27 protein-coding genes are annotated in these 24485 nt (G+C 54.5%); 19 read left to right on the top strand and 8 right to left on the bottom strand.

What is annotated here, in order from left to right:
* Window positions 1–31 precede the first annotated feature (31 nt).
* On the bottom strand, window positions 32–697 hold the full coding sequence (locus tag E0E17_RS05960; RefSeq protein ID WP_130832440.1) for a 7-cyano-7-deazaguanine/7-aminomethyl-7-deazaguanine transporter: 666 nt from the start codon (window positions 695–697) through the stop codon (window positions 32–34).
* A gap of 226 nt (window positions 698–923) precedes the next feature.
* Here E0E17_RS05960 and tusA point away from each other — a divergent pair, with 226 nt between their 5' ends.
* Window positions 924–1172, top strand: a complete 249-nt coding sequence (gene tusA, locus E0E17_RS05955; protein WP_130832438.1) for a sulfurtransferase TusA — start codon at window positions 924–926, stop codon at window positions 1170–1172.
* Window positions 1173–1178: 6 nt separating this feature from the next.
* On the opposite strand, the gene E0E17_RS05950 is transcribed toward tusA, so the two are convergent.
* Window positions 1179–1520 carry a hypothetical protein gene (locus tag E0E17_RS05950; RefSeq protein ID WP_130832436.1) on the bottom strand — a complete coding sequence of 114 codons (342 nt, stop codon included), beginning with the start codon at window positions 1518–1520 and terminating at the stop codon, window positions 1179–1181.
* Between the two features lie 192 nt (window positions 1521–1712).
* The gene (locus E0E17_RS05945; RefSeq protein WP_130832433.1) at window positions 1713–2342 is read right to left on the bottom strand and encodes a lysoplasmalogenase; all 630 of its coding nucleotides are present in this window, start codon (window positions 2340–2342) and stop codon (window positions 1713–1715) included.
* Window positions 2343–2498: 156 nt separating this feature from the next.
* Between E0E17_RS05945 and E0E17_RS05940 the strand changes: the two genes are divergently transcribed.
* A complete protein-coding gene (locus tag E0E17_RS05940) occupies window positions 2499–2855 on the top strand; it encodes a DUF2500 domain-containing protein (RefSeq protein ID WP_130832430.1) in 357 nt (118 codons plus the stop codon).
* Window positions 2856–2887: 32 nt separating this feature from the next.
* Here E0E17_RS05940 and E0E17_RS05935 read toward each other — a convergent pair whose 3' ends face one another.
* On the bottom strand, window positions 2888–3157 hold the full coding sequence (locus E0E17_RS05935) for a DUF1145 family protein (protein WP_130832428.1): 270 nt from the start codon (window positions 3155–3157) through the stop codon (window positions 2888–2890).
* On the bottom strand, window positions 3147–3746 hold the full coding sequence (rsmD, locus tag E0E17_RS05930) for a 16S rRNA (guanine(966)-N(2))-methyltransferase (RefSeq protein ID WP_130832418.1): 600 nt from the start codon (window positions 3744–3746) through the stop codon (window positions 3147–3149). Before rsmD ends, E0E17_RS05935 begins: the two co-directional genes overlap by 11 nt.
* Window positions 3747–3992: 246 nt before the next feature.
* Between rsmD and ftsY the strand changes: the two genes are divergently transcribed.
* From ftsY to rpoH, 4 genes are all read left to right on the top strand, one after another.
* A complete protein-coding gene (gene ftsY, locus E0E17_RS05925) occupies window positions 3993–5408 on the top strand; it encodes a signal recognition particle-docking protein FtsY (RefSeq protein ID WP_130832416.1) in 1416 nt (471 codons plus the stop codon).
* 5 nt (window positions 5409–5413) lie between these two features.
* On the top strand, window positions 5414–6082 hold the full coding sequence (ftsE, locus tag E0E17_RS05920) for a cell division ATP-binding protein FtsE (protein WP_130832414.1): 669 nt from the start codon (window positions 5414–5416) through the stop codon (window positions 6080–6082).
* A complete protein-coding gene (gene ftsX / locus E0E17_RS05915; protein WP_130832412.1) occupies window positions 6072–7058 on the top strand; it encodes a permease-like cell division protein FtsX in 987 nt (328 codons plus the stop codon). Before ftsE ends, ftsX begins: the two co-directional genes overlap by 11 nt.
* A gap of 253 nt (window positions 7059–7311) precedes the next feature.
* Window positions 7312–8169, top strand: a complete 858-nt coding sequence (gene rpoH / locus E0E17_RS05910; protein WP_130832410.1) for an RNA polymerase sigma factor RpoH — start codon at window positions 7312–7314, stop codon at window positions 8167–8169.
* A 220-nt stretch (window positions 8170–8389) separates the two neighbouring features.
* On the opposite strand, the gene panM is transcribed toward rpoH, so the two are convergent.
* Window positions 8390–8776 (bottom strand): aspartate 1-decarboxylase autocleavage activator PanM, encoded by a 387-nt coding sequence (panM, locus tag E0E17_RS05905; RefSeq protein WP_130832408.1) that lies wholly within the window; start codon window positions 8774–8776, stop codon window positions 8390–8392.
* Window positions 8777–9178: 402 nt separating this feature from the next.
* Here panM and E0E17_RS05900 point away from each other — a divergent pair, with 402 nt between their 5' ends.
* The 6 genes from E0E17_RS05900 to ugpQ all read left to right on the top strand — a co-directional run bounded on the left by E0E17_RS05900 (window position 9179) and on the right by ugpQ (window position 14930).
* Window positions 9179–10306 (top strand): branched-chain amino acid ABC transporter substrate-binding protein, encoded by a 1128-nt coding sequence (locus tag E0E17_RS05900; RefSeq protein WP_130832406.1) that lies wholly within the window; start codon window positions 9179–9181, stop codon window positions 10304–10306.
* Between the two features lie 75 nt (window positions 10307–10381).
* Window positions 10382–11308: a high-affinity branched-chain amino acid ABC transporter permease LivH gene (gene livH, locus E0E17_RS05895; RefSeq protein WP_130832404.1), complete on the top strand. Its 927-nt coding sequence runs from the start codon at window positions 10382–10384 to the stop codon at window positions 11306–11308.
* Window positions 11305–12576, top strand: a complete 1272-nt coding sequence (locus tag E0E17_RS05890) for a high-affinity branched-chain amino acid ABC transporter permease LivM (RefSeq protein WP_130832402.1) — start codon at window positions 11305–11307, stop codon at window positions 12574–12576. Before livH ends, E0E17_RS05890 begins: the two co-directional genes overlap by 4 nt.
* Window positions 12573–13340, top strand: a complete 768-nt coding sequence (gene livG / locus E0E17_RS05885; RefSeq protein WP_130832400.1) for a high-affinity branched-chain amino acid ABC transporter ATP-binding protein LivG — start codon at window positions 12573–12575, stop codon at window positions 13338–13340. Before E0E17_RS05890 ends, livG begins: the two co-directional genes overlap by 4 nt.
* A gap of 1 nt (window position 13341) precedes the next feature.
* The gene (gene livF / locus E0E17_RS05880; protein ID WP_130832398.1) at window positions 13342–14055 is read left to right on the top strand and encodes a high-affinity branched-chain amino acid ABC transporter ATP-binding protein LivF; all 714 of its coding nucleotides are present in this window, start codon (window positions 13342–13344) and stop codon (window positions 14053–14055) included.
* Window positions 14056–14186: 131 nt separating this feature from the next.
* Window positions 14187–14930 (top strand): glycerophosphodiester phosphodiesterase, encoded by a 744-nt coding sequence (ugpQ, locus tag E0E17_RS05875; protein ID WP_130832396.1) that lies wholly within the window; start codon window positions 14187–14189, stop codon window positions 14928–14930.
* Between the two features lie 7 nt (window positions 14931–14937).
* On the opposite strand, the gene E0E17_RS05870 is transcribed toward ugpQ, so the two are convergent.
* Window positions 14938–15228 carry a DUF2756 domain-containing protein gene (locus tag E0E17_RS05870; RefSeq protein ID WP_130832394.1) on the bottom strand — a complete coding sequence of 97 codons (291 nt, stop codon included), beginning with the start codon at window positions 15226–15228 and terminating at the stop codon, window positions 14938–14940.
* A 203-nt stretch (window positions 15229–15431) separates the two neighbouring features.
* On the opposite strand from E0E17_RS05870, the gene ggt reads away from it, so the two are divergent.
* From ggt to E0E17_RS05840, 6 genes are all read left to right on the top strand, one after another.
* Window positions 15432–17183 carry a gamma-glutamyltransferase gene (ggt, locus tag E0E17_RS05865; protein WP_130832392.1) on the top strand — a complete coding sequence of 584 codons (1752 nt, stop codon included), beginning with the start codon at window positions 15432–15434 and terminating at the stop codon, window positions 17181–17183.
* A gap of 387 nt (window positions 17184–17570) precedes the next feature.
* A complete protein-coding gene (locus tag E0E17_RS05860; protein ID WP_130832390.1) occupies window positions 17571–18266 on the top strand; it encodes a pirin family protein in 696 nt (231 codons plus the stop codon).
* A 94-nt stretch (window positions 18267–18360) separates the two neighbouring features.
* The gene (gntR, locus tag E0E17_RS05855; protein WP_130832388.1) at window positions 18361–19356 is read left to right on the top strand and encodes a gluconate operon transcriptional repressor GntR; all 996 of its coding nucleotides are present in this window, start codon (window positions 18361–18363) and stop codon (window positions 19354–19356) included.
* A 140-nt stretch (window positions 19357–19496) separates the two neighbouring features.
* A complete protein-coding gene (gene gntK, locus E0E17_RS05850; protein WP_130832386.1) occupies window positions 19497–20033 on the top strand; it encodes a gluconokinase in 537 nt (178 codons plus the stop codon).
* Window positions 20034–20566: 533 nt separating this feature from the next.
* Entirely contained in the window at window positions 20567–21004 is a 438-nt protein-coding gene (locus E0E17_RS05845; RefSeq protein WP_130832384.1) for a hypothetical protein, read from the top strand.
* Between the two features lie 231 nt (window positions 21005–21235).
* Complete coding sequence (locus E0E17_RS05840; RefSeq protein WP_130832382.1) at window positions 21236–22192, top strand: F-box protein; 957 nt, start codon at window positions 21236–21238, stop codon at window positions 22190–22192.
* A 276-nt stretch (window positions 22193–22468) separates the two neighbouring features.
* Here E0E17_RS05840 and E0E17_RS05835 read toward each other — a convergent pair whose 3' ends face one another.
* A complete protein-coding gene (locus E0E17_RS05835; RefSeq protein WP_130832380.1) occupies window positions 22469–23062 on the bottom strand; it encodes a YhgN family NAAT transporter in 594 nt (197 codons plus the stop codon).
* A gap of 219 nt (window positions 23063–23281) precedes the next feature.
* Here E0E17_RS05835 and asd point away from each other — a divergent pair, with 219 nt between their 5' ends.
* A complete protein-coding gene (gene asd, locus E0E17_RS05830) occupies window positions 23282–24388 on the top strand; it encodes an aspartate-semialdehyde dehydrogenase (RefSeq protein ID WP_130832378.1) in 1107 nt (368 codons plus the stop codon).
* Window positions 24389–24485: the final 97 nt, after the last annotated feature.

Genomic DNA, 24485 nt, shown 5'->3' with positions numbered 1-24485 from the left:
AGCGGGCTGCCGGGCTTTGCTCCAGAGCCGGTTAACCGAAATTTAACTGGCGTTGACGGGAGCGCACGGCAAGACGCTTCAGCGCAGCGTTCAGCAGCATACCGTAGGCGGGTAAAAAGAACGCCATGCAGATCAGCACTTTGAAGCTGTAATCCACCAATGCAATCTCGACCCAGTTCTGCGCCATAAAGGGATCCGGGCTTTTATAGAAGGCGATAAAAAAGAAAGCCAGCGTGTCGCTGATATTGCCGAGGAACATCGCGGCCGCGGGCGCAATCCACCACTGGGGCAGCAGACGCAGCCGGTTAAATACGTGCACATCAAGGATCTGTCCCAGTGCATAGGCCATAAAGCTGGCGCAGGCGATACGCGCCACAAACAGATTGAAGTTGTTCAGCGCAGCCCAGCCCTGCCACTCCCCCTGATAGAAGACGCAGGAGATGACGTAAGAGATCACCAGCGCTGGCAACATCACCGCCAGAATAATGCGGCGGGCGAGGGGCGCGCCAAAAATGCGTACCGTGAGGTCAGTGGCCAGAAAGATAAAGGGGAAGCTAAAGGCGCCCCAGGTGGTATGAAAGCCCAGAATGGAGATGGGCAGCTGCACCAGATAGTTACTGGAGGTGATCACCAGCAGATGAAACAGCGACAGCCAGAACAGCGCGTGCATACGCTGGCGCGGAGAAAAATCGATCATAATCAGCCTTTTTAATGTTGGGGTGAGGGAACCCATTGCCATGCGGCAGGCGCGCGAATCGCTGACACGCCGGAGCACATTGCGGTTAAACTTAAAAGAAAAAGCGGCGGCATATTACCGTTTTACACTTTTTATGCAACGGTTAATTTTAACGCAATCGTTACCGCCTTGCATCGCTGATTCTGTGCGTTAGAATGGCCGCCTGCCACAGAACACAGAGAAAATCATGCAAGATCGTTTCGCTAATCCCGATCAAACCCTGGATGCCCTGGGCTTACGCTGCCCGGAACCCGTGATGATGGTGCGTAAAACGGTGCGGCAGATGCAGGAAGGAGAGACCTTATTGATTATCGCCGACGATCCTGCCACCACGCGCGATATCCCCGGCTTTTGCCGCTTTATGGAACATACGCTGCTGGCGCAGGAGACCGACGCGCTTCCTTATAAATACCTGATTAAAAAGGGCCTGGCGTAACAGACCTTACCAGTGGCCCGAGATAAACAGGCCGCTGTCGCTTTCCTGATTAGTAGAAAAATCATCTGACTGACGTCGACGATCGGTGCGGTGCACAGGGCGGGGGTTCAGCAAATCCGGCATGGCACCGTTGCGCGTGCAATATTCGCTGTCGCACTGCGTGCCGATTTTAATACGCGGCTCCACGGGCGGAAAATCAAAGGTCGGCTTTTGGTGGGACCAGGTCGCTGGCGGGGCAAAGGGATCAGGGGGCGCGGTATAGTTCAAATCAGGCGGGGTCTCTGCACAAGCCACCAGCGACAGCATCAACGCTGCCAGAGCAAGCGGGGGTAATTTCCTGTTTATCATCACGGTATCCCTGTGGCGCACCAGCTGACATTAAGCGGAAATTACCTGACCACGCCGGATAAAGCATGATGAGATTCTCACCCGGCTTCTTTTGCTGTGGATGCTGCATATAGCCGCCCGATAATCTGCGGGCGGGTTTGCCCGCAGATTATCCTGCATTCTGGAGTCAAGCCCAGAGTCAAGCGGCAGCGATCAATAGAGCCAAAGGGAGCGCACAATCATAAAGTGACCGGCAAAATAGCTGGCGGCAACAACAGCGCTGTCGGCGCGGAAGCGACGGCGAAAATGAGTGATAAACCAGACGCTATACGCCAGCAATAACAGAGCCGCCCCTGCCAGCAGCGAGAAACTGAAGTCGGTGGGGCGGAAAAAATAGTTCTCCGCCGCCAGCCATACCATCACCAGCGTCATGCCGATAAAGGTGGAGACCGGCCAGCGCAGCTCTTCCAGGCGGGACCAGATCGCCGCGATCACCACCGCCCCGGCCAGCAGCAATACCAGCGGAATCGGCCAGAAAAAGCTCAGGGTCATGTTGCTGGCAAAGCTGATGGTATAAAGCAGGTGCGACAGGAAAAAAGCGCCCAGGGCATAGAGCAGGCGCTGGCGCGGCAGCAGCGTTAGCGCGTCGCCGATCAGCGTCGCTACCAGGCCCGCCAGAATCAGATAATCGGTGGCATGAAACCGCGGCGACTGCCATGCCCAGGCGACAAGCAGCAGCAGCGTCACCGGTTTAAAGACCCAGCGCTGCCATTGTGGCCCGCGATAGGAGGCATCAACGTAGAGCCAGCCGGAAAAGAGTACCGCCAGGAAAGACCAAAGCATGTTTTCTCCCTTTGCAGACAAATTGTCCGCCAGTCAACGAAAAATCCCAAAAAGTCGATCTCAGTTTAGGTTAAGGGTTGTCAGTGTGACAATCAGGCTTCTCTGGTTGTATCCTTTGCCGCCACGCTACTGTGAAACCAAAGCACGAGAGAAAATATGAGCAAGCCACCGCTACTCTTTTTTATCGTCCTGGCCATTATTGCCATTCTGGCGACCCGTCAGTTTATCAGGCAGCGGCGAGAAGTGGCCGTGAATGACGCGTCGCCTGTGCGGACACTACCGGTTGAAGTCAAAACCAAACGCGAATACCCGGTGTCGAATCGGCGGTCGCGTCAGCGTGAGGTGATTGCTGGCGAAGAGATGCGCTATGAAGCCTGGTTCCATCCGCTGAACGGTGCGGGCGACTTTAAACTGTTGCTGAACAGCAGCGATTATCACCAGATGGATAAAGGCGAGAAAGGGGAGCTGAGAGTGCAGGGGTCGCGTTTTGTGAGTTTCACGCCTGCGCAGTAAGCGTAAAGCCCGGTGGGCTTTACGCTTATTCCTTACTGTTTGGGATAGTGCTTTTTCTGCCACGCCAGCAGTTCAAAGACGCCAAAGACAAAGATTTTCAGCTGCGTCATGCGGCTGAGTTTTGCCGCATCTTTCGGCTGGGTCGCACGCAGCAGCACCAGCTGCAGGCCATGCATAATCAGCATAAAAAACAGCGCGACGTTCACAAAATAGGTCAACGGTTTGGGAAAGGGCTGGACCAGGTTCAGTAACAGAAAGGCCCAGACGCACAGCATCAGCAGCCGGCCCAGATTAATCAACATGATGCTTCTCCTGTTGACGACGATATAACCGATACGCCACCTGACCGGCGATTTTCTCGCGGTGCAGGTGCCAGTGAGCAGGGGTCTCCAGCGCGCCGTGCTCCGCCTCGCTCTCGACATAAATCAACGCTTCTGGGGCCAGCCAGCCGTTCTGCTCCAGCAGATTCAGCGTCTCCTGCAATAAGCCTTTGCGAAACGGCGGATCGATAAACACCAGATCGTAAGGCTCACCCGCCTGCGCCAGCCAGCTCAGAGTGTTGGTCTGAATCACTTTGCCCTGCGCGGCGCCCAGGGTTTGCAGATTTTTCGCCAGTTGCTGCGCCACCGGACGCTCCAGCTCCAGCAGGGTTGCCGAGGCGGCGTAGCGCGACAGCGCCTCCACTCCCAGCGCGCCGCTACCGGCAAAGCAATCGAGACAACGCGCCTGCTGAATATCCGGTGCCAGCCAGTTAAACAGGGTTTCGCGCACCCGATCGGTGGTCGGGCGCAGACCAGCGCTGTCAGGCACCGGCAGTTTGCGCCCGCGCCACTGTCCGCCAATAATACGGATCTGCCCGGCACCGCCATTGTTGCGGGGTCTTTTATTCATCTTACTCACAACTCGTCATAATTTGTTGCGTAGTTTAACGGGCACAGAGGCGAGAAGAAACGTTAAAAAAGGGTGCTGTGGTGCGCTGGCTGGAAAGTGTTAGACTAGCAGACCGTGTTTCTGAACGGCGGTGGTATCAGGATATTCCACGCCAGTTAAAGAATTCACCTTCAATTTAATCACTTTATTGGCAGCCAGGGCGCTCTGAGCAACCCGGTTTGAGCCATCGAGGAGTGCGGTCACACAATGGCAAAAGAGAAAAAACGCGGCTTTTTTTCCTGGCTGGGCTTTGGCAAAGAGGAAGAGTCAACGCAGCCCGCAGAAGAGCAAGAGCGCGTAGCGCAGCCTGAAGAGCTGGCAGCGGAGCCGCAGGCGGACGCGGCAGCACGCGCCGAAGAGACGGTGGCCATCACCGAAGCGGTGGCGCACGCGCAGCGTGAGCAGTCGGAAGAGACGCAAGAACCAGCAGAGACGGCAGAGCAGGACGTTATTGTTGCCGTCGAAGAAGAGGTGCTGCCGGAAGAGATCGCTCATCCTGAGATCTCGCCTGTTGAGGAAGAACCGCAGGCGGAAGAGATCGCGGAAGAAGAGGCGGAAGCGCCACTCACCGACGAAGAGCTGGAAGCGCTGGCGCTGGCGGAACCCGCGCCGGAAGAGGAACAGAGCGCGCCAGCCGACACCGTCAGCGATCTGCCTCTTGCTGCTGCGCCCATTCTGGCGCAGGAGCAGGAGCGTCCGACGAAAGAGGGCTTCTTTGCCCGTCTGAAACGCAGCCTGGTAAAAACGCGTCAAAACCTGGGATCGGGCTTTATCAGCCTGTTCCGCGGCAAAAAAATCGATGACGAGCTGTTTGAAGAGCTGGAAGAGCAGCTGCTGATCGCCGACGTTGGCGTAGAAACCACGCGGCGCATTATTAACAGCCTGACTCAGCAGGCGAGTCGCAAACAGTTGCGCGATGCCGAAGCGCTCTATGGCCTGCTGAAAACCGAGATGGCCGACATTCTGCATAAAGTGGATGCGCCGCTTGAGGTTGCCGGAAAAACGCCGTTTGTGATTCTGATGGTCGGCGTCAACGGCGTCGGTAAAACCACCACTATCGGTAAGCTGGCGCGTCAGTACCAGGCGCAGGGCAAAACGGTGATGCTGGCCGCGGGCGATACTTTCCGTGCCGCTGCGGTTGAACAGTTGCAGGTGTGGGGCGAGCGTAACGCGATTCCGGTGATCGCCCAGCATACCGGTGCTGACTCCGCCTCGGTGATCTTTGATGCTATTCAGGCGGCCAAAGCGCGTAATGTGGACGTGTTGATTGCGGATACCGCCGGTCGTCTGCAGAATAAATCGCACCTGATGGAAGAGCTGAAGAAAATCACCCGCGTGATGAAGAAGCTGGACGAAGATGCGCCGCACGAAGTGATGCTGACCATCGATGCCAGCACCGGACAGAACGCCATCAGCCAGACCAAATTGTTCCATGAAGCGGTTGGCCTTACCGGTATTACGCTGACCAAACTGGACGGCACGGCGAAAGGCGGCGTGATTTTCTCGGTAGCCGATCAGTTTGGCATTCCGATTCGCTATATCGGTGTCGGGGAAGGCATCGAAGATTTACGGCCCTTTAAGGCCGAAGATTTTATTGAGGCACTGTTTGCCCGAGAGGACTAATTTGGATGATTCGCTTTGAAGAGGTCAGTAAGGCTTATCTCGGTGGACGTCAGGCGTTGCAGGGAGTCGATTTTCATCTGCGCCCCGGCGAAATGGCGTTCCTGACCGGCCATTCCGGCGCAGGGAAAAGCACCTTGCTGAAGTTGATTTGTGGTATCGAACGCCCCAGCGCCGGCCAGATCTGGTTCGGCGGTCACGACATCACCCGGTTGCGTAACAGCGAAGTGCCTTTTCTGCGTCGACAGATTGGCATGATCTTCCAGGATCATCACCTGTTGATGGATCGTTCGGTCTACGACAACGTGGCGATCCCGTTGATTATCTCCGGCGCCAGCGGCGAAGATATCCGTCGCCGCGTGTCAGCCGCGCTGGATAAAGTGGGCCTGCTCGATAAAGCGAAAAGCTATCCGATTCAACTTTCTGGCGGCGAGCAGCAGCGTGTCGGCATCGCGCGTGCGGTGGTGAATAAGCCATCGGTGCTGCTGGCGGATGAGCCCACCGGTAACCTCGACAATGCATTATCCGAAGATATTCTGCGTCTGTTTGAAGAGTTTAATCGCGTGGGCGTAACGGTGATGATGGCGACCCACGATATCGGGCTGATTACGCGCCGCAGCTATCGGGTGATGACGCTTAACCAGGGACGTCTGCACGGAGGCCACGATGGTCAATAAACGCAACAAACGTACCGCGCTGCCAAAAAACACGAAGCAGCCCGCAAAAAGCAAGGCGCTGAAAGGCGGCTGGCAGGAACAATGGCGCTACGCCTTACGCGGCACCTTATCGGATATGTGGCGTCAGCCGCTGGCGACCCTGCTTACCGTGATGGTGATTGCCATCTCGCTGACCCTGCCCAGCGTCTGCTATATGGTGTGGAAAAACGTCAGCCAGGCGGCCAGCCAGTGGTATCCGGCGCCGCAGCTCACCGTTTATCTGGCAAAAACTCTGGATGACAACGCGGCGGAAAACGTCGCGACGCAGCTGAAGCAGCTGGATGGCGTGGATAAGGTGAACTATCTGACGCGCGAAGAGGCGCTCAGCGAGTTCCGTAACTGGTCCGGCTTTGGCGGGGCGATGGATATGCTGGAGCAGAATCCGCTGCCCGCGGTAGCGATCATTACGCCGAAACTCACTTTCCAGCGTTCCGATACCCTGAACAGCCTGCGCGATCGGGTGGCCCAGGTGGAAGGGGTGGATGAAGTGCGCATGGATGACAGCTGGTTTGCCCGTCTGGCGGCGCTGACCGGTCTGGTGGGGCAGGTGGCGGCGATGATCGGCATTCTGATGGTGGTGGCGGTCTTCCTGGTGATTGGCAACAGCGTGCGTCTCAGCATCTTTGCCCGGCGCGATACCATCAACGTGCAGAAACTGATTGGCGCAACCGACGGCTTTATTCTGCGGCCTTTCCTCTACGGCGGTGCGCTGCTGGGCCTGAGCGGTGCGCTTCTGTCGCTGATCCTGTCTGAAGTGCTGGTCTTGCGTCTGCAGAGCGTGGTGGCGCAGGTCGCGACGGTGTTTGGTACCACTTTTGCGCTGGAGGGCTTCTCCTGGGATGAAGGACTGCTGCTGCTGTTGATTGCGGCGATGATCGGCTGGATAGCGGCCTGGCTGGCGACGGCACAACATTTACGTCGTTTTACGCCCCAGTAACCTGGAGCAACATTTTTTTGTTATAATATTCCTCTGCTGCCGACAACGCTGACGATAAGGACGCAGAGGAAGCCCCTGCCTGATTCTCTTTTTGTCCCTCTGTGTGTAAAATATTCACTGCTATAATTGAACTTGTGGATAACTTTGTCGTCTGAGCAGCACAGATTGCTTTCGATTTTTGCGCAGCGTTGACATAATGTAACGCTTGCTCAGGGATCTGTACGGCAACTCCATAAAAGATGTGAGGATTTGAATGACCAAAGAAATGCAAACCTTAGCTATTGCTCCTCTCGGCAACCTGGAATCTTATATTCGGGCCGCCAACGTCTGGCCGATGCTGTCGGCAGAAGAGGAAAAAGCGCTGGCTGAACGGCTGCATTACCAGGGCGATCTGGATGCAGCTAAGACGCTGATCCTGTCTCACCTGCGCTTTGTTGTTCATATCGCTCGTAATTATTCCGGTTACGGCCTGCCGCAGGCAGACCTGATTCAGGAAGGCAACATCGGCCTGATGAAGGCGGTGCGTCGCTTCAATCCTGAGGTTGGGGTACGTCTGGTTTCTTTCGCCGTACACTGGATTAAAGCTGAAATTCACGAATACGTTCTGCGTAACTGGCGTATCGTGAAGGTTGCGACCACAAAAGCGCAGCGCAAGCTGTTCTTTAATCTGCGAAAAACCAAGCAGCGTCTGGGCTGGTTTAATCAGGATGAAGTCGAGATGGTGGCGCGTGAGCTGGGCGTGAGCAGCAAAGATGTGCGTGAAATGGAATCGCGTATGGCAGCGCAGGACATGACCTTTGATATGTCATCAGATGATGACAGCAGCGAAGGCAAAGCCATGGCGCCGGTGCTCTATCTGCAGGATAAAAATTCCGACTTCGCAGACGGTATCGAAGAAGATAACTGGGACGCCCATGCGGCGGATAAACTCAGTGATGCGATGCAGGGCCTGGATGAGCGCAGCCAGCATATTATCCGCGCACGCTGGCTCGACGAAGAGAACAAAACCACGTTGCAGGAGCTGGCCGACCGTTATGGCGTCTCTGCCGAACGCGTCCGGCAGCTGGAAAAGAACGCCATGAAAAAACTGCGCATGGCGATTGAAGCATAACAGTAACGCGTGTGGAAAGGGCGACCTCAGGTCGCCCTTTTTTATTGCCAGCTTAAAACCACGTCCTGCGGGCGTGGTCATCAATACGTTTTGGCTCTGCCTTATCCTCTCTGGATTTGAATCTTACGGAACAGGCAGAGACTGCTTTTTAAGGTTTTTGGTACACCCCTATGGGGTGCAATCAAAGCCGCCTTCTATGAAGGCGGATTTTTACTGTCCGCTATCTGACCCAGCCGTCGCTCTGGGCGTGAAAACCGCAGGCCTGCATAAAGGCCGCGCGCACGCCCTGATCGGCACTGCCATCATCCGCCACCCACCAGTGCGCCAGCGACGGATTTTGCGCCATTGTCTCCTCAAGCAGATATTTCCCAACCCCACGTCGCCGCGTCGCATCACGCACCTGTAGCGCCTGGATCTTACCCTGGGTTCCCCTGATCTCAAGCTGCAAGGCGGCCAGCAGGCGATCGTTAAAACGCGCCGCATAAAGACGGTGGTTTTCATCAAGCTGTTGCGTCAGCGTTGCCAGCGCCTGTTCAGACCAGATTTTCGCCAAATCGATACGATCCTGCGCGCTCATCTGCTGCACGCGCACAATGGTAAGTTTCATCTCAGACACCTGTACCAGTACAAAAGGACATTGTAGCGAATTCATACCACCAGAGCGCGGATGCTTTTGCCAGGTAAAACAGGGGAAACACCAGTCGCGGGCGTCTTATGCTGGTGAAAGCCGCGCTGGCTGACTGAAAATCCAGCATAACGCGCTGGATAAATGCCAAAATACCTCGGTTTGCTGCCAGAGAATTATGCTGCGCGGCCTACTATTTACTTAATATGTCAGTTGATTTACAGAAGAAAATTCCTGTTTAATAACCTGAAAAATATAGCCTTATCATTAATAAATGCCAGTGAAGAGCGCTAACTCGTTATTGTGAAATCGTTTTTCGCTCATGATCTGGCAGAAAATAAACGCACAACACACCACAACAGACACAACGATGGGGAAGTTCGGATGAAAATGAGTAAAGGTCGCGCCTTACTGGCGGGTTGTATTGCCCTGGCGATGAGCCATGTTGCGCTGGCAGAAGATATCAAAGTCGCCATTGTCGGTGCGGTTACCGGCCCGGTTGCGCAGTACGGTGATATGCAGTTCACCGGTGCGGCGCAGGCGATTAAGGACATTAATGCGAAGGGCGGCGTTAACGGCAACAAACTGGTTGGCGTGGAATATGACGACGCCTGCGACCCGAAACAAGCGGTCGCCGTGGCCAACAAGGTGATTAACGACGGCATTAAATATGTTATCGGCCATCTGTGCTCTTCCTCAACCCAGCCCGCGTCTGACATCTACAGCGATGAAGGCGTGCTGATGATCACCCCGGCCGCGACGGCGCCGGAACTTACCGCACGCGGTTATGAGCTGATTATGCGCACCACCGGTCTGGATTCCGACCAGGGTCCGACAGCGGCGAAATATATTCTCGACGAAGTCAAACCGCAGCGCATTGCCGTGGTACATGACAAGCAGCAGTATGGCGAAGGCCTGGCACGTTCAGTGCAGGACAGCCTGAAAAAAGCGGGCGCTAATGTGGTGCTGTTTGAAGGCGTTACCGCGGGCGATAAAGACTTCTCCACCCTGGTGGCGCGTCTGAAGAAAGAAAACGTCGATTTTGTCTACTTTGGCGGCTACTACCCGGAAATGGGACAGATCCTGCGCCAGGCACGCGCGGCGGGGATGAAAGCGGGCTTTATGGGGCCGGAAGGCGTGGGTAACGCTTCCCTGTCAAACATCGCCGGTGACGCTTCAGAAGGCATGCTGGTGACACTGCCGAAACGCTACGATCAGTTGCCAGCGAACAAGGCAATTGTGGATGCGATTAAAACCAACACGGCAGCTAACCGCAAAGATCCGACCGGGCCGTTCGTCTGGACGACCTATGCCGCACTGCAGTCACTGGTGACCGGCATGGAGCGCAGCAAGAGCGACGAGCCTGAAGAGATCGCTAAAAACCTGAGAAGCGGCGCGCCGGTGCCGACCGTTATGGGCGACCTGAGCTGGGATGAGAAGGGTGACCTGAAAGGTTTCGAGTTTGGTGTCTTCACGTGGCATAAAGACGGATCGTCTACGGCCGTGAAATAAGCGCAACGGAATTACCGACAGATCCCCTTCCGTTCAGGAAGGGGAGTTATTCAGCACCTGATCAGGCCCTCATTTATGTCCGAGCAGTTTCTCTATTTCCTGCAGCAGATGTTCAACGGCGTTACGCTGGGGAGCACCTATGCACTGATCGCCATCGGTTACACCATGGTTTACGGCATTATCGGCATGATTAACTTCGCCCATGGCGAGGTTTACATGATCGGTAGCTATGTCTCCTTTATTGTGATTGCGGCCCTGATGATGATGGGCATCGACGCGGGCTGGTTGCTGATCGGCGCGGCCTTTGTGATGGCGATGGTTATTGCCAGCGCCTACGGCTGGAGTATCGAACGTGTCGCCTATAAGCCGGTGCGCTCGTCTAAGCGTCTGATTGCGCTGATCTCCGCCATCGGGATGTCAATTTTCCTGCAAAACTACGTCAGCCTGACGCAGGGCTCGCGCGATCTGGCGCTGCCGAGCCTGATCAGCGGCCAGTGGACGCTGGGTGAAAGCAACGGCTTTGCCGCCACGCTTTCCGCCATGCAGATTGTGATTTGGGTTGTGACCTTCCTCGCCATGCTGGCGCTGACACTGTTTATTCGTTATTCCCGTATGGGACGCGCCTGTCGCGCCTGTGCCGAAGATTTGAAAATGGCCAGCCTGCTCGGCATCAACACCGACCGGGTGATCTCCCTGACCTTTGTTATCGGCGCGGCGATGGCAGCGGTCGCGGGCGTGCTGCTGGGACAGTTCTATGGCGTTATCAGTCCCTTTATCGGCTTTATGGCGGGGATGAAAGCCTTTACCGCAGCGGTTCTTGGCGGCATCGGCAGTATCCCTGGCGCGATGATCGGCGGACTGGTGCTGGGTATCGCCGAGGCGCTGACCTCCGCCTATCTCAGTACCGAATATAAAGATGTGGTCTCTTTTGCTCTGCTTATTGTGGTGCTGCTGGTTATGCCTACCGGGATCCTGGGCCGTCCGGAGGTGGAAAAAGTATGAAATCGTCCCTGGTTAATGCTGTCTTCTCTTCTCTGATGCTGCTGGTGCTGGCCACCTTTTTTATGGGCATGCGCCTTGAGCTGGACGGTACGCATCTGGTTGTGAACAACGCGGGCAGCGTACGCTGGAACTGGATTGCCGTTGGCTGTGCGGTAGTGTTTTTATTCCAGCTGCTGCGCCCCTTCTGGCAGAAAAGCATGAAGTCATTCTCTGGCCCCTCACTGGTGTTGCCGGGGATTGATGGCTCTACGCCAAAGCAGAAGCTGTTTATGCTGCTGCTGGTGGTAGCAGCGGTGGCCTGGCCGTTTCTGGTCACGCGCGGCACCGTGGATATCGCCACGCTGACGCTGATCTACGTGATGCTCGGCCTCGGCCTGAATGTGGTGGTGGGGCTTTCCGGGTTGCTGGTGCTGGGTTACAGCGGCTTTTATGCCATCGGCGCCTATACCTTTGCCCTGCTGAATCACTACTATGGTCTCGGCTTCTGGCAGTGCCTGCCGCTGGCGGGGCTGATGGCGGCGCTGTTTGGCCTGTTGCTCGGCTTCCCGGTACTACGCTTGCGCGGCGACTATCTGGCGATTGTGACGCTGGGCTTTGGCGAGATCGTGCGTATTCTGCTGCTGAACAACACTGAACTGACCGGCGGCCCGAACGGCATCAGCCAGATTCCCAAACCGACCCTGTTTGGTCTGGAGTTCAACCGCAGCGTGCGCGATGGCGGCTGGGATACCTTCCATAACTTTTTTGGTCTGAAGTATGACCCCAGCGATCGCATCATTTTCCTCTACATGGTGGCGCTGCTGCTGGTGGTGCTGACGCTGTTTGTGATTAACCGCCTGCTGCGTATGCCGCTGGGCCGCGCCTGGGAAGCGCTGCGTGAAGATGAGATCGCCTGTCGCTCTCTGGGCCTGAGCCCGACGCGTATCAAGCTGACCGCCTTTACCATCAGCGCCGCGTTTGCCGGTTTCGCGGGCAGTTTGTTCGCCGCGCGCCAGGGCTTTGTCAGCCCGGAATCCTTTACCTTTGTGGAATCCGCCTTTGTGCTGGCGATCGTGGTGCTGGGCGGCATGGGCTCGCAGTTTGCGGTGATCCTCGCCGCTATTCTGCTGGTGGTCTCCCGTGAACTGATGCGCGACCTGAACGAATACAGCATGCTGGTGCTGGGGGGCTTAATGGTGCTGATGATGATCTGGCGGCCACAGGGGCTGCTGCCGATGAAGCGTCCCCAGATGAAACTGAAGCCGGGTCAACAAGGAGAGCAGGTATGAGTCAGCCTTTATTAGCCGTTGAAGGCCTGATGATGCGCTTCGGCGGCCTGCTGGCGGTGAATAACGTGGCGCTGGAGCTGCGACCGCAAGAGATCGTTTCGCTGATCGGGCCGAACGGCGCCGGCAAAACCACGGTGTTTAACTGCCTGACCGGTTTCTATAAGCCGACCGGCGGCACCATCAAACTGCGCGATCGTCATCTGGAAGGGCTGCCCGGGCAGCAGATCGCCCGTATGGGTATTGTGCGCACCTTTCAGCATGTCCGCCTGTTCCGGGAAATGACGGTGATTGAGAACCTGCTGGTCGCGCAGCATCAACACCTGAAAAGCGGCCTCTTCTCAGGCCTGCTGAAAACGCCCGCGTTTCGCAAAAGCGAGAGTGAGGCGCTGGAGCGGGGCGCGACCTGGCTGAAGCGCGTCGGCTTGCTCGATCTGGCAAACCGTCAGGCGGGCAATCTCGCCTACGGTCAGCAGCGGCGGCTGGAGATTGCGCGCTGCATGGTTACGCGTCCGGAAATCCTGATGCTGGATGAACCGGCCGCCGGTCTGAACCCGCGTGAAACTCATGAGCTGGATGAGCTGATTGCGGAACTGCGTACGGAACACAAGGTGTCGGTACTGTTAATTGAACATGATATGAAGCTGGTGATGGGCATTTCCGATCGGATTTATGTGGTAAACCAGGGCACGCCGCTGGCTAACGGCACACCGGAAGAGATTCGTCATAATCCGGATGTGATCCGTGCTTATTTGGGAGAGGCGTAAAATGGCAAACCCGATGTTAACCCTGAATAATGTGAGCGCCCACTACGGGAAAATCCAGGCACTGCACAACGTCAGCCTGCACATCAGCCAGGGCGAAATTGTTACGCTGATCGGGGCTAACGGCGCGGGTAAAACCACGCTGCTGGGAACCCTGTGCGGCGAGCCGCGTGCTTCGCAGGGATCCATTACCTTTGATGGCAAAGAGATCACCGACTGGCAGACGGCGCGCATCATGCGTGAAGCTATCGCTATCGTGCCGGAAGGACGACGCGTCTTTGCGCGCATGACGGTAGAAGAGAACCTGGCGATGGGCGGCTTTTTTGCCAGCCGTCAGGCGTATCAGCAGCGCATTGAGCGGGTGTATACGCTCTTTCCACGTCTGGCCGAGCGTAAAAGCCAGCGCGCAGGCACCATGTCGGGCGGCGAACAGCAGATGCTGGCCATTGGCCGTGCCCTGATGAGTCAGCCGCGCCTGCTGTTGCTGGATGAACCTTCGCTTGGCCTGGCGCCGATTATCATTCAGCAGATCTTTGACACCATCGAGCAGCTGCGCAGTGAAGGCATGACCATTTTCCTCGTGGAGCAGAACGCGAACCAGGCGCTGAAGCTGGCGGATCGCGGCTACGTGCTGGAGAACGGTCATGTGGTGCTGGAAGATACCGGCGAGGCTTTACTCTCCAACGAAGCGGTACGCAGCGCCTACCTGGGCGCTTAGTTCCGTCTGCTGTCTCCTGCTGCGCGCGGGCCTGCCCGCAGCAGGGCTTTACGCTTTGACACTCTTCTGTCATTTTTTCCTGCCCGGAATGCATTACACTGAGATGTTTTCTTCTGCGAAATGTATCAGTAATGCGTAATACACAGTGGTCCTATCCTCATATCGTTGCCCATCGCGGCGGCGGCAAACTGGCACCGGAAAATACCCTGGCGGCGATTGACGCTGGCGTGCGTTATGGGCACAGGATGATCGAATTTGATGTCAAACTTTCACAGGATAATGAAATTTTCCTGTTGCACGATGACACCCTGGATCGGACCAGTAACGGCTGGGGAAACGCCGGAGAGTTGCCCTGGGAAAAGCTGGCGCAGCTGGATGCTGGCGGCTGGTTTAGCGCCGCCTTTAACGGAGAACCGCTGGCGCTGCTGCGTGACGTGGCGGCGCGCTGCGCGCAACACCAGCTGATGGCGAACATTGAGATTAAGCCGACCCGCGGACTGGAGAGGTTAACCGGAGAGCGGGTGGCGCTGGCAGCGCGTGAGTTGTGGCAGGACCAGAGCGCGCCGCTGCTCTCCTCTTTCTCTTACCCGGCGCTGGAGGCGGCAATGAGCGCTGCGCCTGAACTGCCGCGCGGACTGTTGCTGGATAGCTGGCAGGAAAACTGGCGTGAACTGACCGGCGCGCTTGGCTGCGTTTCGATTCACCTGAATCACCGGGTGCTGAATGCGGCACGTACCGCTGCGCTGAAAGCCGCCGGACTGCATATTTTGGTCTATACCGTGAACAGCCCGGCACGGGCGCGCGAGCTGTTAGCCTGGGGCGTGGATGCCATCTGCACCGATCGCATCGACATCATTGGCCCCGACTTTTATTAAGCGGCGCTTACCGGGTATTGGGAGAAACCACGCCAGGCTGACCGGGCTGGGACTCGATAATGCGCTGTTGCGCACTGTTACGCTGCTCCTGCATTTTACGCTGGGTGTCCTGGCGCTGAAGTTGCTGATCCTGCTGTAATTTCAGCTTCTGTTGCTGCTGCTGGACTTGCATCTGGGTCTGCATCCGCTGCTGGCTGGGGTTATAGCCTGGCCGGTTCGGATCATTAGTGCTGTTCAGCATATTCGCCATACTGCTTAAGGGCAGTAGCGCGGCAAGAACGATCAACCATCTCTTCATGTGACTTCCTCCATTTTCAGGCGAAACAGCCTGACTTCAGAAATATCTGAGCCAGATGCTCGCTCATCTTGTTAAGTCTATGCAATTTCTCATTTTTGTGATCCAGACATTTGTTGAATTAATCTACAGACAACTTTTTTTGCTGTATTTGTAAACACTTGCCAGGCTGATATGAAATGTAAACAAATGCAAAGGGTGGGGGCATGAAAATAATAAGCAGAGGGTGCCAGTTAGGCTGGCTGTTGGTAACAGGTTGTCTCCTGTGCGGCGGCGCCAGTGCTGCGCCAGCCAGCGTGCCGCCGGTGTCGTACGGCGTAGAGGCGGATACCTTTCATCCGGTGAAAGAGCAGCATGGCATGGTGTCATCGGTGGATGCGCTCGCTACCCGTGTAGGGGTCGATATTCTGAAGCAGGGCGGCAATGCGGTGGATGCTGCCGTGGCCGTGGGATTTGCCCTCGCGGTGACCCATCCGCAGGCGGGTAACCTTGGCGGCGGTGGCTTTATGCTGCTGCGTACTGCTGCGGGCCGCACCACCACCATCGATTTCCGTGAAATGGCCCCGGCTGGCGCCTCGCGTGATATGTTTCTCGATAAGCAAGGCAATGCTGACAGCAAACTCTCTCTGACCTCCCATCTCGCCTCCGGTACGCCGGGTACGGTCGCCGGTTTTGCCCTTGCGGTGCAGAAATATGGCACGCTGCCCCTGGCTCGTCTGCTGGAACCCGCCATTCGTCTGGCGCGTGACGGCTTCGTCATTAATGATGCGCTGGCGAACGATCTCAAGACCTACGGTAAAGAGGTGCTGCTCAGCCATCCGGCCAGTAAGGCGATTTTCTTTAAGGCGGACGGCACGCCCTATCAGAAAGGGGAGCGGCTGGTACAGAAGAACCTCGCGCGCAGCCTGCAACTGATTGCTGAGCAGGGGGCCGCTGCCTTTTATCAGGGAAAAATCGCCGATGAGATAGCGGCGGAAATGGCTGCTCATGGCGGACTGATCAGCAAAGCGGATCTGACGGCCTATCGTGCCGTGGAGCGTCAGCCGGTCAGCGGCACTTATCACGGTTATGAGCTCTTTTCTATGCCTCCGCCTTCCTCTGGCGGTATCCATATCGTTCAGATCCTGAATATCCTCGAAAATTTCGACCTGGCAAAAATGGGCTTCGGCAGCGCGGATGCGATACAGGTGATGGCCGAGGCGGAGAAGTATGCTTATGCCGACCGCTCGGAATATCTTGGCGATCCTGACTTCGTGAAAGTGCCCTGGCAGGCGCTGACCAGCAAAGCCTACGCCAAATCGCTGGCGCAGCAGATCGATCTGCAGCAAGCGCGTCCCTCTTCGGCGATCAAACCCGGCAACCTGGCACCCTATGAAAGTAACCAGACCACCCATTTTTCGGTGGTGGATCAGCGGGGTAACGCGGTGGCCGTCACTTATACCCTGAATACCAACTTCGGCAGCGGCATTGTTGCGGGCAACAGCGGCATTCTGATGAACAACCAGATGGATGACTTCTCCGCCAAACCGGGCACCCCCAATGTTTATGGTCTGGTAGGCGGCGACGCTAACGCCATTCAGCCGGCAAAACGACCGCTCTCCTCGATGTCGCCCACCATTGTGGTAAAAGAGGGCAAAGCCTGGCTGGTTACCGGCAGCCCGGGCGGCAGCCGGATTATCACCACGGTGCTGCAAATGGTAGTGAACAGCATCGATTTCGGGATGAACGTGGCGGAAGCCACCAACGCGCCACGCTTCCATCATCAGTGGTTGCCGGATCAGCTACGGGTGGAAAAAGGCTTTAGTCCCGATACCTTGCGTCTGCTGGAGAGCCGCGGCCAGCATGTGCAGGTCGAGGCCGCAATGGGCAGTACACAAAGCATTATGATCGCACCAGACGGAACGCTGTATGGCGCATCCGATCCGCGTTCGCCAGGCGCGTTAACGGCGGGCTATTAAGCTGGCGTGCGTCAGTGGCTGAGGCGCTTGCGCAAATCCCTTTGAACATCAAGGAATTTACGCCATAGCGAAATGAAAATTAATCGCAAAAGCCCTTTACAGACGCGAATGATAATGATTATTATTGTCATGCATTCACCGGTAGGCCTGCAGGTAACCCGTGAAAGCACGACATTGCTCACATTGCTTCCAGTATTTTTTAGCCAGCCCAGGTGCTGGCTTTTTTTTGCCTGCGTTTTGCCAGCGACCGCGGCCTTTCCTGTTTTAATCTGCCTGATAAAGCCTGCCTTATACCTTCATTTTTTTTGAACAGAGAAGTGAAGTTTTTCAGCTATCAATCTCACGGTCTCAGGGACAGACTATAAAAAACATTGAGGAGAATTGAACATGATCTACTTACGTAAAGCACAAGAGCGTGGTCACGCTAACCATGGCTGGCTCGACAGCTGGCACACCTTCTCTTTTGCCAGCTATTACGATGCCAGCTTTATGGGCTTTTCGGCCCTGCGGGTGATTAACGAAGATATCATTGCGCCGGGCCAGGGCTTTGGTATGCATCCGCATAAAGATATGGAGATCCTGACCTATGTGCTTGCCGGTACGGTGGAGCATCAGGACAGTATGGGCAATAAAGCGCAGATCCCGGCAGGGGAGTTTCAGATTATGAGTGCCGGTACAGGGGTACGTCATTCTGAGTACAACGCCAGCAACAGCGAAGCGCTGCATCTTTATCAAATCTGGATCATCCCGCAGCAGGCTGGCCTCGAACCCCGTTACGATCAGCGGCGTTTTGATGAGGTCCAGGGCCGTCAGTTTATCCTGACGCCGGATGCGCGTGAGGGCTCACTGCGCGTCTTTCAGGATATGACCCTGTCGCGCTGGGTATTCAACTCAGGCGATAATGCGAGCGTGGCGATCGGGGCAGGCCGCCTGGTCTGGATTCAGGTCGTGAAAGGGGAGGTCAGCGTGAACGGCCAGGCGGCGACAACCAGCGACGCACTGGCGATACGCGATGAGTCTCAGCTGCGTATTGAAGCGGACAGCGCAGCGGAAATTCTGCTGTTTGATCTGCCGCCGGTCTGATCAGTGAAGGGGGCGCGCATTCAGCGCGCCCTGTTTACATGTCAATGCCGGTTTAATGATAGACTCAGCGTAACTCTGACCTTGAGCGATTACGATGAAGAAAAAAAGACCGGTATTACAGGACGTTGCCGATCGCGTCGGCATCACAAAAATGACTGTCAGTCGTTACCTGCGCAATCCCGGGCAGGTCTCTGTGGCGCTGCGGGAAAAAATTGCCGTAGCTCTTGATGAACTGGGCTACATTCCGAATCGCGCTCCCGATATGCTCTCTAACGCCACCAGCCGCGCCATCGGCGTACTGCTCCCTTCGCTTACCAACCAGGTGTTTGCCGACGTGCTGCGCGGCATTGAGATGGTGACAGATGAGGCAGGTTATCAGACGCTGGTCGCCCACTTTGGTTACAACCCGGAAAAAGAGGAGCGCCAGCTGCGTTCATTGCTGGGCTGGAATATTGATGGCGTGATCCTGACTGAACGTACCCATACGCCGGGAACCTTACGTATGCTGGAGGTGGCGGGCATCCCGGTAGTTGAAATTATGGACAGCGTTTCGCCCTGTCTGGATATGGCGGTGGGGTTCGACAATGTGGAAGCGGCACGTCAGATGACCCATGCTATTCTGAAAAAAGGACACCGGCATACTGTCTATCTGGGCGCGCGTCTGGATGAGCGTACCCTGCAAAAGCAGCAAGGTTATGAAAAAGCGATGCGCGAGGCGGGGCTGGAACCGCGCAGCGTGATGATGGAGGACGCCTCTTCCTTCAGCGCAGGCGCTATGCTGTTGTGTGAAGCGCAGCGTCGCTACCCGGAAACCGATAGCCTGTTTTGTACCAATGATGACCTGGCTGTGGGTGCCATGTTTGAGTGCCAGCGTCAGGGTCTGAAAGTGCCGCAGCAGATAGCCATTGCCGGTTTTCACGGCCATGATATTACGCAGGTGGTCACGCCGCGTCTGGCAACCGTTCTGACACCGCGCGAGCGCGTAGGGCGTGAGTCTGCCGCGATGCTGCTGGCGCGTATTGGCGGCGACCATAGCGCCACGGCTGCGCTGGATGTCGGGTTCGACATTGCAGAAGGGGACAGCATCTGATGCAGACGATTATTTGAGTCAGTTCACACTTTGATGCTTTTCCCGGTAAAAAGGTTGCCAGGCGATAGCGCGGTCCCGACAATGTTACTGGTAACTGTTATCCGTAACACTGGGCTCATTCATCTGCCGGAGCGAAAAAAATGACAACGCAATCCCCGTCGCATCACGTTTTTATCCTGATGGGCGTTTCTGGCAGCGGTAAGTCTGCCGTGGCCAATCGCGTAGCCTGTGAACTGAACACCGCCTTTCTTGACGGCGATTTTCTGCATCCACGCGCGAACATCATGAAAATGGCTGAAGGGCATCCGCTGGATGATAACGATCGTCAACCCTGGCTGCAGGCCCTGAATGATGCGGCTTTTGCGATGCAGCGTACCCAGGCGGTCTCTATTGTGGTCTGCTCAGCGCTGAAAAAAAGCTATCGCGACCTGCTGCGTAAGGGCAACAGCAACCTGAAGTTCATCTATCTGAAAGGTGATTTTGCCACCATTGAAGCGCGTCTTAAGGCACGCAAAGGTCATTTCTTCAAACCACAGATGCTGGTGACGCAGTTCGCTACGCTGGAAGAGCCTGGCAACGAGGAAGATGATGTCCTGGTGGTGGACATTGATCATTCGCTGGATGAGGTTGTTGCCGCCACAATTACCGCTATCCAGGACACTATCAATAAAGGATAACGATAGCGAACGGCAATAGATATCTCATTGATCATCAGGGAAGGATGTCGGGGGCGCGATTCGCCTCAGAGAAAGTAGAAAATAGTTTGCGAGCCGCCTGCTATCCGGCGGCTTTTTATTGCCAGCTTAAAACCACGTCCTGCGGGCGTGGTCATCAATACGTTTTGGCTCTGCCTTATCGTCTCTGGATTTGAATCTTACGGAACAGGCAGAGACTGCTTTTTAAGGTTTTTGGTACACCCCTATGGGGTGAAATCAAAGCCGCCTTCTATGAAGGCGGATTTTTACTTCCTTCAAGTTGCTAACCGTCTGGAGCTTCGGACTTAATTTAAGTTTTATAATAAATAACTTACTAAAGATAATCCCAATAATAATTAAATTAAATATGATATTAAATTTGTGTAATATCTTTTGTGGCGCTTTATTTCCCTGCGGGCTGTTTATCACGATAATTTATGCTATTTTAGCGCAGGCGGCAGGCTGGACAGTCTGTCTTCATCGGGAGAACCCTTCTTTTTGAAAAGGATGACATCATGTTAAAAAAAATGGTTATTTCTACTTTTCTGTTTTTCATTTCCCTGACCGGTTTCTCTGCAGAAACCACGCGTCCGGAAGTTGCAGAAAATGTTAAAGCATGGGAAAGCAACGACGGCATTCAGGTCTGGACGCTGCGCTACGGAAAGCTGAGCGAACATAAAGCCCTGGTGCAGATCACCAATGTTGATCATGAATGGAATAAGAAAATCCAGGTGATGAATGTTGAAAAGAAAAACGGGCGCACGGATTATAGCATTACGCTGGAGGGCAAACCCTTTACCGTGTTGATTCTGGATAAATATAATTATGGCGAGCTCTATCTTCCGGATGAGGACAGCAATCATCCGGTCCGTTACAGCGAATATCTGTCAGCCGAGGGCGATGCGCAAAATTTTCTGTCGGATTATCTTAAGCAAAAAGGCAAGGCTCAATAAGCGTTCATCAGTGCGCTGGTTATAACCCGGCCAGAGCGCTGCAACAATAATTATTCGCAGTGGATCAGAGTTTAGCGGAGCAGGGCATGTGCTTTCTCCGCTATCTTAACGTCTTTTTTTTAATGTCTATTTTTAAACCTCTTTCTGGAAAGGCGAATTCCAGAAGTTTTTTAAAGAAAAAAATATAAATTTATGTTGTTTTTTCTTTTTATGGATAGTGAGAGGCCGAAGATGAGGGTTGACACCTCTTCCGTAACACCAGAACCGGGTAATATAAAACCCAGTAAGAAAACGGGAAAAAAATGCAGAAAATTTAAAAAATCCTTCATTTTTAACGCAAAAAATACAACGCAGCAACCTGGGTTCCTGAAAAGATTTAAAGATTTTTTTAGTGGTAAAATTATTAAAAAAACTCCTGCAGTACGTATTGAACATCTGCCGCCAGAAATTATAAAGAAAATCGCGGAAAATATTAAAGACGTTAGAGATTACGCACACTTCTCACAGACTTGTAAAAAAATTTATGGTGATCTTGCCAGTTTAGAAAAGTTGCATGGAGATTACGAACGTCAAAAATATGAGCGTGAAAAACACGTGCGTGAAAAACACGGGCCTGAAAAAGACAACCGTGAAAAGTGTGCGGGAAATTGTAAGTTTGTACGTAAAACACACCTGGATAAGTTATTTGCTTTTACAGAGGTGACCGACTTCACCCTTGATATTTTGAAAAACACAACACTATATTATGTAGCTGAGAATTTTTATATAAAGACAAGGGTGAGTGTAAATGATTTTAATAAAGATAATTGTAAGGTTTTTAACCGGATGAGAGATGCATTAATAGATGAGCCCATGAATGATGAACTGGAAGGCGGCCCTGTCGAGAGTAAAAAAGAGCTTTTCTGGAAGTATGAATTGAAATTAAATTTCCACGAGATAACTGAAGAGAATATAAAAAGCTATTTTTCTGTTTTCCATAATTTACATAATCAAGTCGAAGGCGGTGAAAAATTTATTATTGCCCATTTCGCCAGTAAGGTTAAGGAAGGATTGCGCAAAAAATTGCACGGGACTATAAATGAAAATTACATAAATAAACTGGTTTCTCTGTATCCTGAGCTGTTTAATTCTGCGGCAAAAGTGAGATATATATTAGACAGTAGTCAACAAAAATTGGTTCAAGAATAGTTCATTTTAATGCTCTGAAAACGGTCAGTGGTGGTAAGCAGCGAATGGTCTATTTCAATCTTCTGGCCGGATTCAGAGCATTGAATAATACACCTGAACCCGCACCAGACCTTCTCCGCCAGACAGCAGGTCGCGCTGCTGTCTTCGCCTGCCTGGCACAACATGCAGGCACAGGAATGATCTGACCAACTATTTATATTATCAGCCGATGCATTCGCAGTTCCCTGTGCGTAACCATGCGTGAGCCCAGTACGCAAGCGTATCTGACCGGCGATATCACAATTGTAGATAAGCGCGGATGCCGTCCAGGAACATCTGCGTTGCCAGCATAATCAGGATTAACCCCATCAGCCGCTCCAGCGCGTTGACGCCTTTATCGCCCAGCAGGCGTAAAAACAGGCCGGAGAGCAGCAGAATCACCACCGTCGCCCCCCAGGCCAGCAGCAACGCCCCCACCAGATGGCTCATCTGATGGGGATACTGGTGGGAAAGCAGCATCAGCGTCGCCAGCAGTGAGGGTCCGGCCACCAGAGGAATTGCCAGCGGCACCAGAAACGGCTCTTCACCCACCGGCAGACCGCTGCTGTTGCTCTCGGGGGAAGGAAAAATCATTTTGATGGCGATAAGAAACAGAATCACACCGCCGGAAATAGAGACAGTCTCCGCGCGCAGGTTAAGGAAACTCAGGATGCGTTCGCCAGCAAACAAGAACAGCAGCATCAGCACCAGCGCAATCAACATTTCGCGTATCAGCACCTTGCGTCGCCGTTTCGGCTCCAGATGCTTCAACACCGACATAAATATCGGCAGATTGCCCAGCGGATCCATGATCAGCAGCAGTAAGATGGTCGCAGAAATCATTTCAGTCATTTATTTTACCTTTTCCCTGTGGTCGGGTGCGCGTTATTAGTTGCGCTGCTGAAAAAGTTTGGGTAATCGAATTAATTCACTTGCCAGACGGGCTGCATTTTGTAGAGTTAATGACCATTAGTAAATCGTATTGTAGATCTCCGGGTAATGGCCTGGGCTGTTACGGGTTTTGACATTTTAGTCAGGTGCGTCTGTGGGGCCATCTGAAGCGGACAACAAATGAAAAATACAGGTTTAATTGGCTGGCGCGGCATGGTGGGTTCCGTGCTGATGTCCCGCATGAGTGAAGAGCGTGATTTCGACCTGATCAATCCGGTCTTCTTCTCTACTTCTCAGCATGGTCAGGCTGCGCCTGAGTTTGGCGGCAAAAAAAGTACGCTCCAGGATGCCTGGGATATCGAGGCACTGAAAGCGCTGGATATCATCATTACCTGCCAGGGCGGCGATTATACCAGCGAAGTTTATCCGAAGCTGCGTGCCAGCGGCTGGCAGGGCTACTGGATTGATGCGGCCTCGACGCTGCGCATGCAGGATGATGCCATTATTGTTCTCGACCCGGTTAACCATCAGGTGATCCGTCGCGGTCTGGAAAACGGCGTCAAAACCTTTGTTGGCGGTAACTGTACCGTCAGCCTGATGCTGATGTCGCTGGGCGGCCTGTTTGCGCAGGATCTGGTGGAGTGGGCTTCGGTGGCGACCTACCAGGCAGCTTCTGGCGGCGGTGCCCGCCATATGCGTGAACTGCTGACGCAAATGGGGCTGCTGCACGGTCAGGTGGCGCAGGCACTGCAGGATCCTGCCTCCGCTATTCTGGATATTGAGCGTAACGTCACCGACCTGACGCGCTCCGGCACGTTGCCAGTTGATAACTTTGGTGTGCCGCTGGCGGGCAGCCTGATCCCCTGGATCGATAAGCAACTCGAGAACGGACAGAGCCGCGAAGAGTGGAAAGGGCAGGCGGAGACCAACAAAATCCTCGCCACCCAACAGACCATTCCGGTTGATGGCCTTTGCGTGCGCGTAGGCGCGCTGCGCTGCCATAGCCAGGCTTTTACTCTGAAGCTGAAAAAAGATGTGCCGCTGGCCGAGATTGAGCAGATGCTGGCGTCCCATAACCCGTGGGTGAAAGTGGTGCCCAATGACCGTGAGCTGACGATGCGCGAACTGACGCCTGCGGCAGTCACGGGTACGCTGACCACGCCGGTAGGACGACTGCGTAAGCTGAACATGGGACCAGAGTATCTCTCCGCCTTTACCGTGGGCGACCAGCTGTTATGGGGTGCGGCTGAACCGCTGCGCCGCATGCTGCGACTGCTGGTCGACTGACGCAACCTGTTTTACTGAGGCCGGGTGTTTCCCGGCTTTTTTTTGCGTCACAGAGGAGGGTGAACATAACGCAAATTTTCCTCATCAGGTGATCCGC

The sequence above is a fragment of the [Erwinia] mediterraneensis genome (assembly GCF_900604315.1).
GTDB classification, from domain to species: domain Bacteria; phylum Pseudomonadota; class Gammaproteobacteria; order Enterobacterales; family Enterobacteriaceae; genus Pantoea; species Pantoea mediterraneensis_A.
This window is presented reverse-complemented; position numbering and strand designations above follow the sequence as displayed.